This is a genomic window from Streptomyces sp. ATCC 21386, from assembly GCF_018728545.1.
In the GTDB taxonomy this organism is placed as follows: domain Bacteria; phylum Actinomycetota; class Actinomycetes; order Streptomycetales; family Streptomycetaceae; genus Streptomyces.
The window spans coordinates 4,465,281-4,480,339 of the sequence record NZ_JAAVVL010000001.1 but is presented as its reverse complement, the minus strand read 5'-3'; the positions used below and the strand labels follow the sequence as shown (position 1 = coordinate 4,480,339).

The 15,059-nt window shown below is 72.8% G+C and carries 13 protein-coding genes; 7 read left to right on the top strand and 6 right to left on the bottom strand.

The window, feature by feature from the left end; all coding sequences use genetic code 11:
* Positions 1-186: 186 nt before the first annotated feature.
* Both GWK25_RS19150 and GWK25_RS19145 read right to left on the bottom strand, forming a co-directional pair.
* Positions 187-1,239 carry a hypothetical protein gene (locus GWK25_RS19150; RefSeq protein WP_215451785.1) on the bottom strand — a complete coding sequence of 351 codons (1,053 nt, stop codon included), beginning with the start codon at positions 1,237-1,239 and terminating at the stop codon, positions 187-189.
* Between the two features lie 107 nt (positions 1,240-1,346).
* Positions 1,347-2,024: a class I SAM-dependent methyltransferase gene (locus GWK25_RS19145; protein ID WP_215451784.1), complete on the bottom strand. Its 678-nt coding sequence runs from the start codon at positions 2,022-2,024 to the stop codon at positions 1,347-1,349.
* Positions 2,025-2,174: 150 nt separating this feature from the next.
* Here GWK25_RS19145 and GWK25_RS19140 point away from each other — a divergent pair, with 150 nt between their 5' ends.
* Positions 2,175-3,041, top strand: a complete 867-nt coding sequence (locus GWK25_RS19140; RefSeq protein ID WP_215451783.1) for an oxygenase MpaB family protein — start codon at positions 2,175-2,177, stop codon at positions 3,039-3,041.
* A 7-nt stretch (positions 3,042-3,048) separates the two neighbouring features.
* Positions 3,049-3,903: a YhjD/YihY/BrkB family envelope integrity protein gene (locus GWK25_RS19135; RefSeq protein WP_215451782.1), complete on the top strand. Its 855-nt coding sequence runs from the start codon at positions 3,049-3,051 to the stop codon at positions 3,901-3,903.
* Between the two features lie 66 nt (positions 3,904-3,969).
* On the opposite strand, the gene GWK25_RS19130 is transcribed toward GWK25_RS19135, so the two are convergent.
* Positions 3,970-5,352: a DUF5685 family protein gene (locus GWK25_RS19130; protein ID WP_215451781.1), complete on the bottom strand. Its 1,383-nt coding sequence runs from the start codon at positions 5,350-5,352 to the stop codon at positions 3,970-3,972.
* A 590-nt stretch (positions 5,353-5,942) separates the two neighbouring features.
* On the opposite strand from GWK25_RS19130, the gene GWK25_RS19125 reads away from it, so the two are divergent.
* Genes GWK25_RS19125 through GWK25_RS19105 form a run of 5 tightly spaced genes read left to right on the top strand, consistent with a single transcriptional unit; the run spans position 5,943 to position 10,487 of the window.
* On the top strand, positions 5,943-6,053 hold the full coding sequence (locus GWK25_RS19125; RefSeq protein WP_107047813.1) for a keywimysin-related RiPP: 111 nt from the start codon (positions 5,943-5,945) through the stop codon (positions 6,051-6,053).
* Positions 6,054-6,079: 26 nt separating this feature from the next.
* Positions 6,080-7,930 carry a lasso peptide isopeptide bond-forming cyclase gene (locus tag GWK25_RS19120; RefSeq protein ID WP_215451780.1) on the top strand — a complete coding sequence of 617 codons (1,851 nt, stop codon included), beginning with the start codon at positions 6,080-6,082 and terminating at the stop codon, positions 7,928-7,930.
* A 36-nt stretch (positions 7,931-7,966) separates the two neighbouring features.
* Complete coding sequence (locus GWK25_RS19115; protein WP_215451779.1) at positions 7,967-8,221, top strand: lasso peptide biosynthesis PqqD family chaperone; 255 nt, start codon at positions 7,967-7,969, stop codon at positions 8,219-8,221.
* Positions 8,218-8,655: a lasso peptide biosynthesis B2 protein gene (locus GWK25_RS19110; RefSeq protein WP_215451778.1), complete on the top strand. Its 438-nt coding sequence runs from the start codon at positions 8,218-8,220 to the stop codon at positions 8,653-8,655. The genes GWK25_RS19115 and GWK25_RS19110 overlap by 4 nt, the downstream gene beginning before the upstream one ends.
* Complete coding sequence (locus tag GWK25_RS19105; RefSeq protein WP_215451777.1) at positions 8,652-10,487, top strand: ABC transporter ATP-binding protein; 1,836 nt, start codon at positions 8,652-8,654, stop codon at positions 10,485-10,487. Before GWK25_RS19110 ends, GWK25_RS19105 begins: the two co-directional genes overlap by 4 nt.
* Positions 10,488-10,567: 80 nt before the next feature.
* On the opposite strand, the gene GWK25_RS19100 is transcribed toward GWK25_RS19105, so the two are convergent.
* The 3 genes from GWK25_RS19100 to GWK25_RS19090 form a co-directional block, all read right to left on the bottom strand.
* A complete protein-coding gene (locus GWK25_RS19100; RefSeq protein WP_215451776.1) occupies positions 10,568-11,431 on the bottom strand; it encodes a 3-hydroxybutyryl-CoA dehydrogenase in 864 nt (287 codons plus the stop codon).
* A complete protein-coding gene (gene ccrA / locus GWK25_RS19095) occupies positions 11,428-12,816 on the bottom strand; it encodes a crotonyl-CoA carboxylase/reductase (RefSeq protein WP_215451775.1) in 1,389 nt (462 codons plus the stop codon). The genes GWK25_RS19100 and ccrA overlap by 4 nt, the downstream gene beginning before the upstream one ends.
* Positions 12,817-12,919: 103 nt before the next feature.
* Positions 12,920-15,025 carry an AfsR/SARP family transcriptional regulator gene (locus GWK25_RS19090; protein WP_215451774.1) on the bottom strand — a complete coding sequence of 702 codons (2,106 nt, stop codon included), beginning with the start codon at positions 15,023-15,025 and terminating at the stop codon, positions 12,920-12,922.
* Between the last annotated feature and the right edge of the window lie 34 nt (positions 15,026-15,059).

Sequence of the window (15,059 nt, the reverse complement as noted above, 5' to 3'; positions counted from 1 at the left end):
CGGCGCCCACGGCCCACGCGTGGTCCGGTCCGAACGCCACGGCCTCGTTCAGGCTGGCCTGCGGGCGCACCTGTGCCGGGACCGGAACGTGTCTCCAGGACAGGGTGTCCGCCGCGGCCCCGGTCATGAGGGTCAGGAAGGCCATGGTGACGGCGAGAGCGGTGACGAGAGGTCGGCGTGCCATGGTCAGCCTCCCAGCCGCTCGCTCATCAGATTCGGCTTCGAGCCGTAGATCTCGACGGTCCCGAAGGCCAGCAGCGAGGTCCCGGCCTTCGCCAGGGCCCGCGGTCGGACGTCGATCGCGTTCGTGCGCTCGGGGCCGTAGGAGTAGGTGGTGCGGCGGCCGTCCACCCGCGCGTACTTCGACCGGAACGCGCGGTCGCTGCGCACCGGCAGCCACAGTGCGCCGTCCGGGCCGCGCACCATGCCCGCGGTGTGGGTGTCGCCCAGCGGTGGGTGGCTGGTGCGCCAGGAGTGTCCGTCGAAGGTCATCAGGTAGGTGCCGGGCACGCCGTCGGCGTACCGGGTGCCGCCGATCGTGACCCGCCCCGACGGTTCGAGCAGGACCGTGTGCACGTTGCTGTCCGGCGGCAGGGGCACGTTCGCGTCCCGCCAGGCCGTACCGTCCCAGCGCAGGACGGTGGTGCCGGTGGCGGTGTCCGCCCAGGCCCAGGCGTCGTCGGCGGCACGCGCGGTGATCCCCATCAGGTAGAGCACACCGTCCGGGGTGGGCTGCGCGGTCCAGTCCGAGCCGTCGTACCGCAGCACCTTCAGGCCGGTGTCGTCCTCGCCGACCACCCACGCCGCGCCGGGCACGGCGGTGAAGTCCTGGTGGACGCGCAGCTCCTGCGGCAGCGGTAAGGCACTCCACGCGCCCGCCGCCGACCGGCGCAGGATCTCCCCCGCCCCGTCGCGTACGTGGAGGATCCACACCTCGTCGTCGACGCACCGCACCTTGCCGAGCCGGCCCGTCGCGTCGGCGCCGGGGAAGGCGGTGTCACGGCTCCAAGCCGTGCCGTCCCACCGGTACAACGTGGGCCGCGGGCCGTCTGCGGTCTGCTCGGAGCCGGTCGCCCAGGCCTCGTGTGACCCCCGGGCGGCGAGATCGGCCACCGCCACCGGCGGGGCCGCCGCCGGCACCGCCAGCTCCGACCAGGCAGGCTTCGCGGCCACGGCGGGTGATGTCACCGCGGCGCACGTGAGTACGAGACAGACCATCACCGCACGGAGACCGTTCACGAGACCTCCCAGGACGCGACGGTCGCACAAGCTACTGGGGCTCGCCCCACCGTGCACAGACCGCATCCGGCCGAACACAGGCCCCGCCCGGAGGCCCGCCGCCTCCGTCAGGCGGGCGGTGTCGAGGCCTTGCGGGCGAGCAGGTGAACCTCCTGGAACTGCCGCCGGTCGGCGGGCTGCGGCTCGCGCACCAGCCGGGCCGTCTCGGCCAGCCCGGACTCGCGCAGCAGCGCGGCGAGGTGATCGGGCGACCACCGGTAGGCCGGCGCGACGGCGTGGTCGAAGACCTGCGTCGGGTGGGCGGGGCCGTCGGTCGCCGAGAAGCCGATCAGCAGGTGGCCGCCGGGTGCCAGCACCCGCTGGAACTCGCCCAGGACGACGGGGAGTCGGCTGGGCGGAGTGTGGATGACGGACCATCGTGCGAGCACGCCGTCGAGCTCGCCGTCGCGGATGTCCAACGCGGTCATCGAACCCACCTCGAACCGCAGCTCCGGATGGGCCTGCCGAGCCAACTCGATCATCGCGGGAGAGGCGTCGACCCCGAACGCCTCCAGCCCCGACTCGGCCAGGTGAGCGGTGACATGGCCGGGCCCGCACCCCAGGTCGGCGACCCTGCCGCCCCCGGCCGCGCGGACCACCTCGGCGAAGACTCCCAACATCGCTCGGTCCAGAGGGAGATCACGCAGCGAGTCGTGGAAGAGCCGGGCGTAGGTGACGGCGGCGGCGTCGTAGGCCTCGCGGGTGGCACGGAGATCGTCGAGATGGGGAGCATCGTGGTCGACCATGCGCGCGACGTTGGCCCCTGCCCTCCTCGACGCATGGAGCGGCTGCCGCTTCCCCGCTCGACACACGCCCACCCGTGCACGGAATGCGCATTTATCACCGTTTGAAGATGGTATGTCGGACACTGGGCAGTAGGAGAGGGGAGGCCGAGCGTGCTGACCGCAGTCCGTGACCAACTGAGCCAGGCCCTGTTCCGCCGTGTCGCCGGACCCGACGGACCGGCGGTGCGAGCCCGCATACACGACACCCCCGGGCCGCGCTGGTTCGGGCCCGACCGCCCGATCCGCACGGTTCACGGTGACGCCTCGATGTTCATCGGCGGGTTGAGCGCACTGCTGCTGCAGTCCCTCCACCCGCTCGCCATGGCGGCAGTGGCCGGGCACTCCGGCTACCGCGGCGACCCGTGGGGCCGGCTGCAGCGCACCAGCACGTTCCTGGCCATGACCACCTACGGCACCGCCGCGGACGCCCAGCGGGCGGTCGATCGCGTCCGCGGCATCCACGAGCGGATCCGGGGGACCACCACCGAGGGGGTGCCCTACCACGCGGCCGATCCGCATCTGCTCGGCTGGGTGCACGCCGCCGAGACGGAGAGCTTCCTGCGCGCCCACGAACGCTACGGCGCCCGCCCCCTGGACACCGCCGGCTACGACGCCTATGTCGCCGACACCGCGCGTGTCGCCGAGGCGCTCGGGGTGACCGACCCGCCGCGTGACCGCCACGAGCTGTCCGAGCGCCTGTGCGCCTACCGGCCCGAACTGCGGGCGACGCCCGAGGCCAGGGCCGCCGCCCGCTTCCTGCTGTTCCAGCCTCCCCTGCCCCTCGCGGTAAGACCCTTCTACGGCGCCCTGGCCGTGAACGCCGTCGCACTGCTCCCGCACTGGGCCCGCGGCATGCTGTGGCTGCCCCGCGTGCCGGTCGTCGAGAACCTCGCCGTACACCCCACCGGCCAGGCCGTGACGCGGACCATCCGCTGGGTCATGGCCCCGTCCCGCCCCTCCGGGCGCGCCGGGAAGTGAGGCGCACGTGACCGACCCCAACGGCTCCGGCTCCGCGCGGGAGCCGCGGCCGCGCCACCACCGACTGCGGTCCCGGTGGCACGACTCGGCCGCCGGACGGCTCTGGCGGCACGGCAGCGAACTGGAACTGCTGCACCGGGCCATGGGCTTCTCCGCGTTCGGCCTGGTGACGCTGGTTCCCCTGTTGATCGTCGTGGCGGCGGCACTGCCCTTCCAGGAGCGGAGCTTCGCCCTGTGGGTGATCGACGCCATGAGCCTGTCCGGGCGCCCGGCCGACGTGGTGCTCGACCTGTTCGCCGCACCACGCAAGGTGCTCAGCGCGACCAGCCTCCTCAGTGGGCTGCTCGTCGCGCTGTTCGGCGTCAGCTTCGCCGCGAGTGTGCAGAACGGCTACGAGAGGATCTGGGAGGTGCCGGCCGGCCCCTGGCACCATGCGTGGCGCCGCGTCGTGTGGCTGGCCGCGCTCCTGGGATACCTGCTGGCCGAGACGCGGAGCGGGGCGGTACTGCGGGACGGGGCGGCGCAGTCGGCCGTACGCGTCTTCCTCGCCCTGCTGTTCGGGGTGCTGTTCTTCTGGTGGGGCCAGCACTTCCTGCTGGGTGAGCGGGTGCCGTGGGCCGCCCTGTTCCCGGGCGCGTTGGCCACGGTGGCGGGCCTGGGCGGCCTGCGCTGGTTCTCGGACCAGGTGTTCTCACCGCTGATCGTGAGCAACGCGATCACCTACGGGGCGGTCGGCACCGTTCTGATCATCCAGTCCTGGCTCATCGGAGTGGGCTTCGTGGTGTTCGGCGGCGCGCTGCTGGGCCGCCATGTGCACGAGCGGCGGCGCCGGCACGGTCGACACGGCAGCCTCTCTCAGTAACGGCAGCCTCTCTCAGTAGGCGACGGGCCGACCGCTGCTCCAGGGCCGGCCCGCCTCGTCGGCCGTTCAGTCGCAGCAGTCGCAGCAGCACTTGCACGGGTTGCAGCAGCCGCCACCACCGCCGCCGCAGCCGTCACCCGAACCACCGGAGCCGCCCGAACCGCCGGAGCCACCGGAGCCACCGGAGCCACCGGAGCCACCGGAGGATCCGCCCGAGTTGCCGCTGCCCGAACCTCCGAACCAGCCGTCACCCCCGGAACCGTTCTGCCCCGAGCCGCCGCCGCGGTTCCCCTCGCCGAACTGCCAGGGCTCTCCCTCGTCCGGGCCGCCGTCGTCGTCGTTGCAGGTGCAGCAGCTGAAGCACAGTCCGCACCGGCCGCACAACTGCCGCCAGCGGCCACAGCGCCGGCACTCCCCTTCCCGTGGCCGGTCCGACGCCATCGCGGCGCCCTCGGGGGCGGCGCCCGCGAGCGCCCCCACGCCGCAGGTGGTTCCGGTCGCGGTCTGCGAGGGCAGTTCCGTCGTCCTTCGGGTTCCCAGCCAGGGCAGCGTGCGCGGGCCCCGCGCCTGGTGGCGGCGCTGGTGGTGGCGGTGCCGGGGGTCGAAGACACGGTCGACGGCGCGCTGCAACTCCTCGCCCAGCAGCGCCCGGGCCAACCGGCCGTCGACGAACTCGGCGTCGGACAGGGCGAGTCGGATCCCATGGACGGCGTCGTCGCAGAGCCGGCGCACCTCGGCGCGGTCCGCGCCGGTCACGGCGATCGGGTTCCACGCGCCGGAGGCCTCGTCGGCGTCGAGGTCCTCCACCGCGTCCAGCAGGTGCGCCAGGCGACCGAACAGACGGCCGGCCTCCGCCAGCGGTTCGGCGTTGCCCGGGCGGCCCGCGAGCACCGCGGTGTGCGCGAAGGCGGCGGCGGTCGCCGTCTCCGTGGGCTCCGTGACCGTCAGCAGCGAGCCGCCGGGACCGGTCGACCGCTCGATCTCCGGCTGGCGTTCGACCGCGCCGAGCAGGACCGCGGTGTCGAAGCCGAGCCGTTCGCCGCCGACGGCGCCCGCGCGGTCCCAGCCGCGGGCGATGCGGCGTGCCGCCAGTGTCACCGGGCGGCGCCCCAACAGGCCGTCGCCGTCGGCCACATGGTCACGTATCTTCGCCGCCGCCAGCACCAACGACACCGTCGCCGCCAGCCGCGCGCCCTCGCCCTGCGCCACGTCCGCCGACCGCATCCCGCGCAGCGGGCAGGGACCGGCACCCCGCCGCCGGTCGCCGGTGCGCTCCGACTGCGCCTCGGTCAGCACCGAGACGATCAGTCCGTCGTAGTTGGTGGCCACCCGCGCGAACTGCCCGTACTCTCCGCGCAGCGCCAGGCACAGCCCGCACAGATGCGCCATCCACTCGGTGCGCATGCCCTCGCCCAGGCGATGACGGCATGGCCTGATGATTCCGAACACCGAAGATCTCCCCCGTAGCCTCTGCCCCCGGCAACCGCCGGACGGACCGGACGTCACCGCAGGTGACGTGATGTGCGGCCGACATCCTAGAGGGTCGATTCGGAAGAATGTCCACAGAGGTGAGAAGGGGGTTGTCCGAGATCGACCACGCCGGGAGGAGGCGAGCCCTCGATGGCTTCCGGGAAGCCGCGGGGACGCGAGGAGGAGCACGTCGAGCGCGTGATGGCGCCCCGGCGGCGCCCCACCCGAGGCCGCCGGCAAGCACGCCCTGGCAGGTGCGGTGAGCAAGTGCCGGACGGCACGTCAAAACGCGCATTCGTGCATGTGTCCACCCGGGCCGCACAGCAATACTGCGCCGACGGCAACCCGGACGAGAGCGGGCGCACAACCCAGGGCATGCAAAGTTTCCATACCATCCGAACTTTGCAAGGGCTCTTGTTTTGGCCCCCCCGCTCTGCAGCTACCTGGTGTTGTGTCCGCTTCCCGGCCCGGGTTCCCGATGAGCCCTGAGCCGACCGACCGCACACGGGCTCAGCCCGCTGGGCCGTCGGTCAGGGAGGTGGCCGCGATCCCGCACCTGAGGAGTGGTCATGAAGAAGGCTTATGAGGCGCCGACGCTCGTCCGGCTCGGTACCTTCCGGAAGGAGACGGGGCTCCTCCAGCGCTCCGGCAACGACCGGCTGATCCTGAGCAAGAACTGACGACCGACGGTCCCTGACCCGACGTCATGACTGAACTGCACGAAAGTGCGGGGACGGGCCCCGGCGACGCGCACTTCGCGGTCTTCACGGACCGTGCGGACACGGCCGCCGCGGCCCGCTCCTTCGCCCGTCCTGGAAGCCGGACCCTCGCGCATGCGTCGGGCCGGCCCTGGCTGGTCGGCCACTGGCACGACGACGAGGTCGTCGCGGCGAGCGTCGGCGGCGCCTCCCTCGCCGTCGTCGGCTGCTGCCCGATCGACGCCGACGAACTACGGCGCCGGGCCGCACGCTTGCGCGATCTCGCGGAGCTCGACGCACTGGCCCGGTCGCTCTCCGGCAGCTTTCACCTCGTCGGCGCCCTCGACGGACGGATCAGGGTGCAGGGCACGGCCTCCGGACTGCGACTCGTCTTCCACGCGGAGATCGACGGCGTACGCGTGGCCGCCACCCGCGCCGACACCCTGGCCGCCGTCCTGGGCCAGGACCCCGACGTGGAGGAACTGGCCGTCAGGCTGCTCTGGCCCGCCCCGTACCCGCTGTTCGAGACCTCGATGTGGCGTGCGGTCACCGCCGTTCCTCCGCAGGAAGCCGTGGTCGTCGCCGCGGACGGCCGCACCGTACGGCACACCCGGTGGTGGACACCGCCGGAGCCGGTCCGGCCGCTGGGCAAAGCGGCGCCCCTGATCCGGACGGCGCTGGAGGAGGCCGTCGGTGCGCGCACCCGTCAGGGCGGAGTGCTGAGCTGCGACCTCTCCGGAGGCCTCGACTCCACCTCCCTCTGTTTCCTGGCCGACCGCTCCCCCGCCCGCGTGGTCGCCAGTACCTGGCCGGGACGGGATCCGGCGGACACCGACCTGTTCTGGGCGAAGCGGGCGGTGGGGCACCTGCCGGACGTCGAACACGTGGTCTGGGACGCCGACGCCTCGCCGCTGGTCTACGAGGACCTGCTCGACATCGACGACCTCCTCGACGAACCCACCATCGGCGTCATGGACCGCTCCAGGGTGCTGCACCACCTTCCCGGCCTCGCCGCACGCGGCAGCCGGTTGCACCTGACCGGGATCGGCGGCGACCACGTGGCATGGTGCTCCGAGGCGTACTACCACCGGCTGCTGCGCACCCGTCCGCTGTTCGCACTGCGCCAGTTGCGCGGGTTCCGGGCGCTGTGGCAATGGCCGATCGGCGGCACACTGCGCGCTCTCGCCGACTCCCGGCCGTACGGGAAATGGCTTGCCGACGCCGCCGGTGGCCTGCGAGGCCCGCTGCCCCCTTCCGTCACGACCGGGCTGGGCTGGGGCATGGCCCCGCGCCTGTTCGACTGGGTGACCCCCGAGGCCGAGCGGATGGCCCGCCGGGCCCTGCTCGATGCCGCGACGACGGCCTCCCCGCTGCATCCGGACCGTGGACTGCACACCGACCTGGAGCAGATCCGCTCGTGCACCCGCGTCATCCGGCAGTGGGACCGGATGGCGGCCCGAGCCGGCCTGCCGATGGCCTCTCCCTTCCTCGACGACCGCGTCATCGAGGCGTTTCTCGCCGTACGCCCCAGCGAACGCGTCACGCCCTGGCGCTACAAGCCCGCTCTGAGCGCCGCGATGCGCGGGATCGTGCCCGAGGAGTGCCTGCGACGCAGCAACAAGGCCACGGCCTCCATGGACGCCTCCAACGGACTGCGGGAACACCGCGCCGATCTTCTGGCCCTGTGGGAGGACTCACGGCTGGCTGAGCTGGGCCTGGTGAACGGCGCCGAGCTGCGCCGCCTCGCCCGGCGGCCCGCCTCCCCCGGGCTCTCCGACGCCATCCTCTACTCCACGATCGCCGCGGAGGTGTGGCTGCGCGGACTCACCCACGGCCGCACCGGTGTTCCACACCCCTGATCGCGCCCATGTCACACACGCCAGAAAGGCCCTCACATGTCCCTGCGGTTCGGCGACAACGTCTCCACGGCCGAGACCGACTACGGCACCGTCCTGCTGGATGAACAGGCGGGCGCCTATTGGGAGTTGAACCCGACGGCCACCTTGGTGGTGCGGACCCTGCTGGACGGCGGTGAGGAGGCGGACGCGGCCGCCGCCCTGGTCCGGGAGTTCGACATCGATCAGGCGCAGGCCCTGCAGGACGTCGAGACGCTCGTACGGGAGCTGCGCGGCTCGGGGCTCGCCTCATGACCACGCCCAGCGCGCTGGAGCGGCCCACCGGTGTCCCCCTGGCCCGACGCCTGACCGCCCGACTCGTCCTGCTCCCCGCCGTCGCCCTCGCCCTGCTGCCGCCCCGCCACATCCGCACCGTGCTGGGCATCCTGCGGCGCGGCGCCACGCCCGCGACGCCCGCGCAGGCACAGAACGCACGTGACGCCATGTGTGCCGCCAGCCTGCGCTGTGCCGGGCCTAAGGGTTGCCTGCCGCGCTCCCTGGGAGCGGCGCTGCTGTGCCGGCTCGGCGGAACCTGGGCGACCTGGTGCACCGGCGTGCGGGTCACCCCGCCCTTCACCGCACACGCCTGGATCGAGGCCGAGGGCCGACCCGTCGGCGAAGGGGTCCCACAGGGCTACTTCGCCCGGCTGGTGGCCGTCGGGCCGGTGCCACGACCTACCGACCGATGACCGGCGCGACGGCCTCGCACGACAGCCGGGCCGCGGCCACCGACGCCGAAGCCGCGCCCGAAACCGGCAAGTCCACCCTGGCGGCGGTGGCCACGATGTACCGGCTCACCGCCGGGCACCGGAGGGCCATCGCCGTCGCCAGCCTGCTGACCCTCGTGGGCTCCGCCCTGGGGCTGGCCCAGCCGCTCGTCGCCAAGCAGGTCGTCGACGCGAGCGGCCGCGGACAGCTCATCTGGCCGCTGCTGGTGCTCCTGGGCTCGCTGTTCGCCGTCGAGGCGGCGGTGGGGGCAGCAGGACGCTTCCTTCTGGAACGGATGGGCGAAGGCGTCGTGCGGCAACTCCGGCACGGACTGGTGGGCCGGCTGCTCCGGCTGGAGATGAGGGAGTACCACCGCCATCGGGGCGGCGACCTCACCTCCCGGGTGACGGCCGACACCACCTTGCTGCGGGAGGTCGTCTCGCAGGCCCTGGTCGATCTCGTGACGGGAAGCCTGGTCGCTGCCGGGGCGATCGCCCTCATGGCGTGGCTGGACCCTCTGCTGCTGCTCCTGGTCGCCGTCACCGTGGCAGCGGCGGCCGTGGTGGTCGCCTCGCTGCTCACCGGCATCAGGCTCGCGTCCGAACACATGCAGGGCTCGGTCGGCGCCGTCGCCGCCGACATGGAACGCGTCCTTGGCTCCCTGCCGATGGTGCGCGTGCACCGCGCCGAGGAGCGCGAGGCGGCCGGCATCGGCGCCCGCGTGGACGCGGCCTACGGCGCGGGGGTGCGCACCGCGAAGCTCGCCTCCGTGATGAGTTCCGCCGTCGAACTCGCCGTCCAGGGATCCTTCCTCATCGTCCTGGTCGTCGGCGGCCTGCGCGTGGGCGGCCATGCGGGCTCCCTCGGTGACCTCGTCGCGTTCCTGCTGTACGCCTCCTACCTCGTCCTGCCGCTGTCCTCCGTCTTCCGCGCCATGGGCCTGGTCCAACGCGGGATGGGCGCCTACCAGCGCATCGACGAGGTACTCCGCCTCCCTGTGGAGCCCACGACGCCCCAGAAGCCGAAGGGCCCGGCGCCCGCACCGCGGCCGACCGGGCCGTCCGGCACCCGCGAACACCCCGTCCTCGCCCTGCACGACGTCCACTTCGGCTACGACCCGGAGCGACCGGTCCTGCGCGGTGTCTCGTTCGCCGTCCCGCAGCGCCGGCACGTGGCCCTGGTGGGCCGGTCCGGCGCCGGCAAGAGCACGGTGTTCGCGCTGGCCGCGAGGTTCTACGAGCCGGACGCGGGCACCTTGCTCTTCGACGGGCGGCCCGCGACCGAACTCACCCGTGGCGCCTGCCGCCAAGGCATCGCCGTGGTCGACCAGAACGCCCATGTCGTCCACGGCACCCTGCGCGACAACATCACCTACGCCGTACCCGACGCCACGGAAGCGGAGATCCGTCGCGTCGTCGAACTGGCCCGGCTCGAAGAGGTCGTCGAGCGGCTGCCCGGGGGCCTTGCCGCCGCCGTCGGTGAACGCGGCGGCAACCTCTCCGGCGGCGAGCGTCAACGTGTCGCCCTCGCCCGCGCGTTGCTGGCCGACCCCGCGCTGCTCCTCCTGGACGAGCCCACCTCCCACCTCGACGCGATCAACGAATCGGCGCTCACCACCGTCATGAAGGACATCGCCCAGGAGTGCGCCCTGCTGGTCATCGCCCACCGTCTGTCCACCGTGCAGCACGCCGACCACATCGTGGTGCTCCAGGACGGCCGCACAGCCGCCGCCGGACGCCACGAGGAACTGCTGGTCAGCAGTGCCCTCTATCGCGAGCTCGCCGCGAGCCAGATGCTCCGGGCGGGCGGGTGAGCCGGGCGCGGCCAGCACGTGCTGACGGGCGGAGGCGCACATCGGCTCGTGGACGGCGCCCACCCCCTCCGCGCCGTCGGTCAAGGGGCGTAGTCGTACAGCCCCCTGCCCGTCTTGCGGCCCAGCATGCCGGCCTCGACCAGGCGCCGTAGGAACGGTGGCGGGGCGTACTGGGGTTCGCGGAACTCCTCGTGCAGGGCCTCCGCGATGGAGGTGACCACATCGAGCCCGATCAGGTCGGCGAGCCGCAGCGGGCCCATCGGGTGGGAGCAGCCCAGCGTCATGGCGTCGTCCACCGTCTCCGCCGACGCGTGGCCCGCCTCCACCATGCGGATCGCGGCCAGGAGGTACGGAATGAGCAGGGCGTTGACCGTGAAGCCTGCGCGGTCCGGGGACCGGATGACGCGCTTGCCGAGCGTGTCCGTCACGAACTCCTCGGCCCGTACCGCGGTCTTCTCCCGGGTGAGGAGCGTGGGGACCAGTTCGACCAGCGGCAGGGCGGGCACCGGGTTGAAGAAGTGGACGCCCAGCACCCGGCCGCCGTCGGCGGTGGCCCGGGCCAGTCTGAGGACCGAGAGGGAGGAGGTGTTGGAGGCGAGGACGGTCTCGGGGTCCTGGAGCACCTGGTCCAGCCTGGCGAACAGCTCGCGCTTGGCCTGCTCGTCCTCGCTGATCGACTCTATGACCAGCTGCCGGTCGGCGAGTTGCGCCAGGTCACTGGTGTACGACACCCGGGCCAGGGCGTTCTCGTGGTCCCGGTCGGTGATCCGGCCCTTGCCCAGCGCCCGGTCGAGCGAGCCGGTGAGCCGCGCCCTGCCCCGGTCGAGCGACGCGGGTGAGGACGCCGCGACCACGACGTCGACTCCGGCGAGGGCGCAGACGTGGGCGATGCCCGCGCCCATGACGCCGCAGCCCACGACTGCGACCTTCTGGATGGCGCTCATCGCCCGGTCCCCCCTCGTCCGGCGACGGCCGGCTCGGGCGCGGGGGTCGCCGGAGCGGCGTCGCGCAGCAGGTTCAGCCGGTCCTCGCCCACGCGGTCCCGCAGGGCCTGGTCGGTCACCCCGAGACCGGGCCGGGGCGCGAGACACAGGACGCCGACCTTGCCGGTGTGCCGGTTGGTCTGTACGAGCCGGGCGGCCTCCGCCACCTCGGCGAGCGGGTGGACGGCGGAGAGCACCGGAACGAGGTGGCCGAGGCGGAACAGCCGGTTGCACTCGGCCTGTTCCTGGAGGTTCGCGGCGTGGCTGCCCACGATCCGTTTGAGGTGCATCCACAAGTACCGGTTGTCGAAGCGGTGTTGGTAGCCGGTGCTGGATCCGCAGGTGACCACGGTGCCCCCGCGGCGGACGACGAAGACCGAGATGCCGAACGTGGCCCTGCCTATGTAGTCGAACACGACGTGCGGGTCCTCGCCGGTCTCGGCGCGGATGATCCTGCCGAGGCGCTTGCCGGCCTCTATGGTCGCGTCCGGGTCGTCGGCGAGATCGCCGTCCAGGCCGATGTCGGCGCGGTTGATGACGACGTCGCAGCCGAGCGCCCGCGCCCGTCGGCTCTTCTCCTCCGTGCTGACGACACCGACGGCGATGCCGCCGGCGTTCTTCACGAGCTGGACGGCGTAGGCGCCGAGTCCGCCGGTGGCGCCCCAGATCAGCACGATGTCGCCCTGTTTGATCCGGGCGCCCCGGTCGCTGACGAGCATCCGGTAGGAGGTGGCGGCGCACAGCATCGTCGAGGCGGCTTCCTCCCAGGTGAGGTGGGCCGGCTTGGGGAGCAGTTGGCTGGCCCGGACCACCGCGTAGTGGGCCAGTCCGCCGAAGTTCGTCTCGAAACCCCAGATGCGCTGCTCGGCACCGAGCATGCCGTCGGCGTGGGTGGCGGGTTCCTGGTCGTCCACCTGGACGCAGCTGACGACGACGTGCTCGCCCACCTGCCAGCGCCGTACCCCGGCACCCGTGCGGACGATTACTCCGGCGGCGTCGGATCCGACGACGTGCCGGGGCAGGTCGTGCCTGGCGGCGGATCCGCCCTGGCGGCCCAGTCTGCGCAGGAAGTTGAAGGTCGGTACGGGTTCGAAGGTCGCCGACCAGACGGTGTTGTAGTTGATGCTGCTGGCCATCACGGCGATCAGCACTTCGTCCACGGCCAGTTCGGGCATGGGTACGGGACCGACCCGGAGGGTGCGGCGTACGTCCCGGTCGGCGGCGTCGCCGAACACGTCCACGTCCTCGGCGCGCAGATGCGCGGCGGTGTACTCGGTGGGCAAGGGTTCCTTCGCCAGCCGGTCGGGGGGCGCGCCGGCGAGCACCGCTTCGGTCAAGGGGTCCATGGGGGCTCCTGAAGTGGGAGGGGGACGGCGAGGGGCTGGGGAGAGGGGACGGCGGCGACGTCCGGGAGTTCGGGCCGGGCGGCGGTTCGCGGCTGCCCGGGGTTCACCCGGACGCGGCCCGGGGCGCCGCGACCGGTGGCAGCCGTACCCGTAGTTCACCGACCAGTCGGCGGCCGATCAGGTCGACGCCGGTCCGCTCCGCCTCGGCGAGGGCCTCGACGAGTCCGGCGCGGTCGTCGTCCGTCCACTCCACGGTCGGCGGGCGCAGCAGGTACGTCCCTTCCGGCTCCCCCGTCCGGCCCGGACGGACGCTCCGGAACAGGGTGTGCAGGTACCACCGGAGCAGGCAGCGCAGTGTCTCCACCTGGTGCTCCGGACGCTCCTCGGCTTCGGCGCGTTCGCGGGCGTACGCGCGCACCAGGGCGTCGAGGTGGTAGCGGAAGTGGTCGTGCTCGCGCAGCAGGTGTGCGTCGACCAGGACGTCGAGCACGTCCTCGGCGTTCTCCTGGGAGCAGCCCAGCAGCAACGCGGCTGTCTCTCCGCGGACGTACGGCATGTTGGCGGCGCCGAGGGTGCGGAACGCCGCCGCGAGATCGATGCCGTGCACGGACCGGCCGCGCAGGGCGGCGTATCCCGCGTCGAGTCCGGTGCGGATCGACAGGTCGCCGATGTGCAGTTCGTCGAGCAGGCGACGCTGTTCGAGCAGGCGGTGGGCCAGGGCTCCGAGGCTGCGGCGGGGTCGTGAGCGCAGCCGGGTGCCGACGATGCGCAGGGCCAGCGGCACGCCGGCGCACGCTTCGACGAGCCGGTGTGCGGCGGCGCGTTCGGCGTCCATGCGGGAACGGCCGACGAATCGTTCCAGCAGTTGCAGCGAGGCTTCCTCGTCGAGCGCGTCCAGGGTGACGTCGAGGACCCCGTCGAGGTCGGCGAGCCGGTGGCGGCTGGTGACGATCACCCGGCTTCCGCCGCTGCCGGGGATGAGGGGGCGGACCTGGGCGGTGCTCACGGCGTCGTCCAGCACGATGAGCATGCGGCGGTCGGCGACCAGGGACCGGAAGAGGGAGGTGCGGTTGACCATCGTCCTCGGCACCGCGACGTCGGGCACCCCGAGGCCGACGAGTAACCGGGCGAGGACCTCGGCGGGTTGCGCGGGGTTCCCCGTGCTGCCCTCCAGGTCCGCGTAGACCTGTCCGTCGGCGAAGTCACCGCGGACGGCGTGGGCCGCGTGCAGTGCCAGCGCGGTCTTGCCGATGCCGGCGGCACCGTTGATCACGACCGTGGTGGCCGGGCCCACGGCGGGCGCCTTGCCGCGCAGCAGCCGTCCCAGCACGGCGGTCTCCCGGCTGCGGGCAGTGAAGTCCGTTACGCCCTGCGGCAGTTGGGCGGGGGTCGGCCAGCCGGGCCAGGCCCGGCCGGGGCCGCCGTGCACCTCGGGGCGCTCCTCGAAGGCGGGCCGGTGCCGCGGCGGCTCGTCCTCGGCGCGCAGGATGCGCCGCTGGACGGCCCGCAGTTCGGTGCCGGGCTCGGTGCCGAGCTGGTCGATGAGCGCGGCGCGGGTCCGCTGGAACAGGTCGAGGGCCTCCGGCTGCTGGCCCGAGCGGAACAGCGCCAGCATGAGACGGCCGATGAGCCCCTCGTGGAGCGGGTGTTCCCGCACCATCTGCCACAGCTCGGGCAGGATCTCGGCATGGCGCTGCAGTTCGAGGTCGAGGTCCACGCACCAGATACGGGTCTGCAGGTGGAGCCGCTGCAGATGAGAGACCTCCATGTCCTGAAGGGTGCGCGAGGGTACGTCCATCAGCGGGTCGTGCCGCCACAGGGCGAGCGCCTTGCGGAGTTCCTCGGCGGCCTCCGCGGTGCGGCCCGCCTGGACGAGGGCGTCGGCGGTCTTCCGGTGGGCGGTGAACCGTCCGAGGTCGGTCTCGTCCTCCTCCAGTTCGATCAGATAGCCGGGCGCCCGGGTGGTGATCCGCGCCCTCCCGGCCATGCCCAGGACCTGACGCAACCTCATGACATAGGTGCGGATCGTGGCGACGGCGCTGGGCGGCGGGGTGCCGTCCCAGACAAAGCTCGCGATGTTGTCCACCGGGACCACTCGGTTCGCGTTGAGCACGAGGGCGGCGAGGATCACCCGCTGCCTCGCGGCGGGGACTCTCAACTCGTTCCCGCCCGACCGGATGACCAGGGGACCTAGCAACAAGAACTCCATAACTGCCTCACCCCTACGAAAACATGATGCGATT

Excerpts from the sequence above, each read along its gene's own strand:
- GWK25_RS19115 (WP_215451779.1), top strand. The coding sequence starts at position 7,967 with ATGTCCCTGCGGTTCGGCGACAACGTCTCCACGGCCGAGACCGACTAC.
- ccrA (WP_215451775.1), bottom strand. The coding sequence starts at position 12,816 with ATGGACCCCTTGACCGAAGCGGTGCTCGCCGGCGCGCCCCCCGACCGG.
- GWK25_RS19145 (WP_215451784.1), bottom strand. The coding sequence starts at position 2,024 with ATGGTCGACCACGATGCTCCCCATCTCGACGATCTCCGTGCCACCCGC.
- GWK25_RS19120 (WP_215451780.1), top strand. The coding sequence starts at position 6,080 with ATGACTGAACTGCACGAAAGTGCGGGGACGGGCCCCGGCGACGCGCAC.
- GWK25_RS19105 (WP_215451777.1), top strand. The coding sequence starts at position 8,652 with ATGACCGGCGCGACGGCCTCGCACGACAGCCGGGCCGCGGCCACCGAC.
- GWK25_RS19090 (WP_215451774.1), bottom strand. The coding sequence starts at position 15,025 with ATGGAGTTCTTGTTGCTAGGTCCCCTGGTCATCCGGTCGGGCGGGAAC.
- GWK25_RS19110 (WP_215451778.1), top strand. The coding sequence starts at position 8,218 with ATGACCACGCCCAGCGCGCTGGAGCGGCCCACCGGTGTCCCCCTGGCC.
- GWK25_RS19100 (WP_215451776.1), bottom strand. The coding sequence starts at position 11,431 with ATGAGCGCCATCCAGAAGGTCGCAGTCGTGGGCTGCGGCGTCATGGGC.
- GWK25_RS19125 (WP_107047813.1), top strand. The coding sequence starts at position 5,943 with ATGAAGAAGGCTTATGAGGCGCCGACGCTCGTCCGGCTCGGTACCTTC.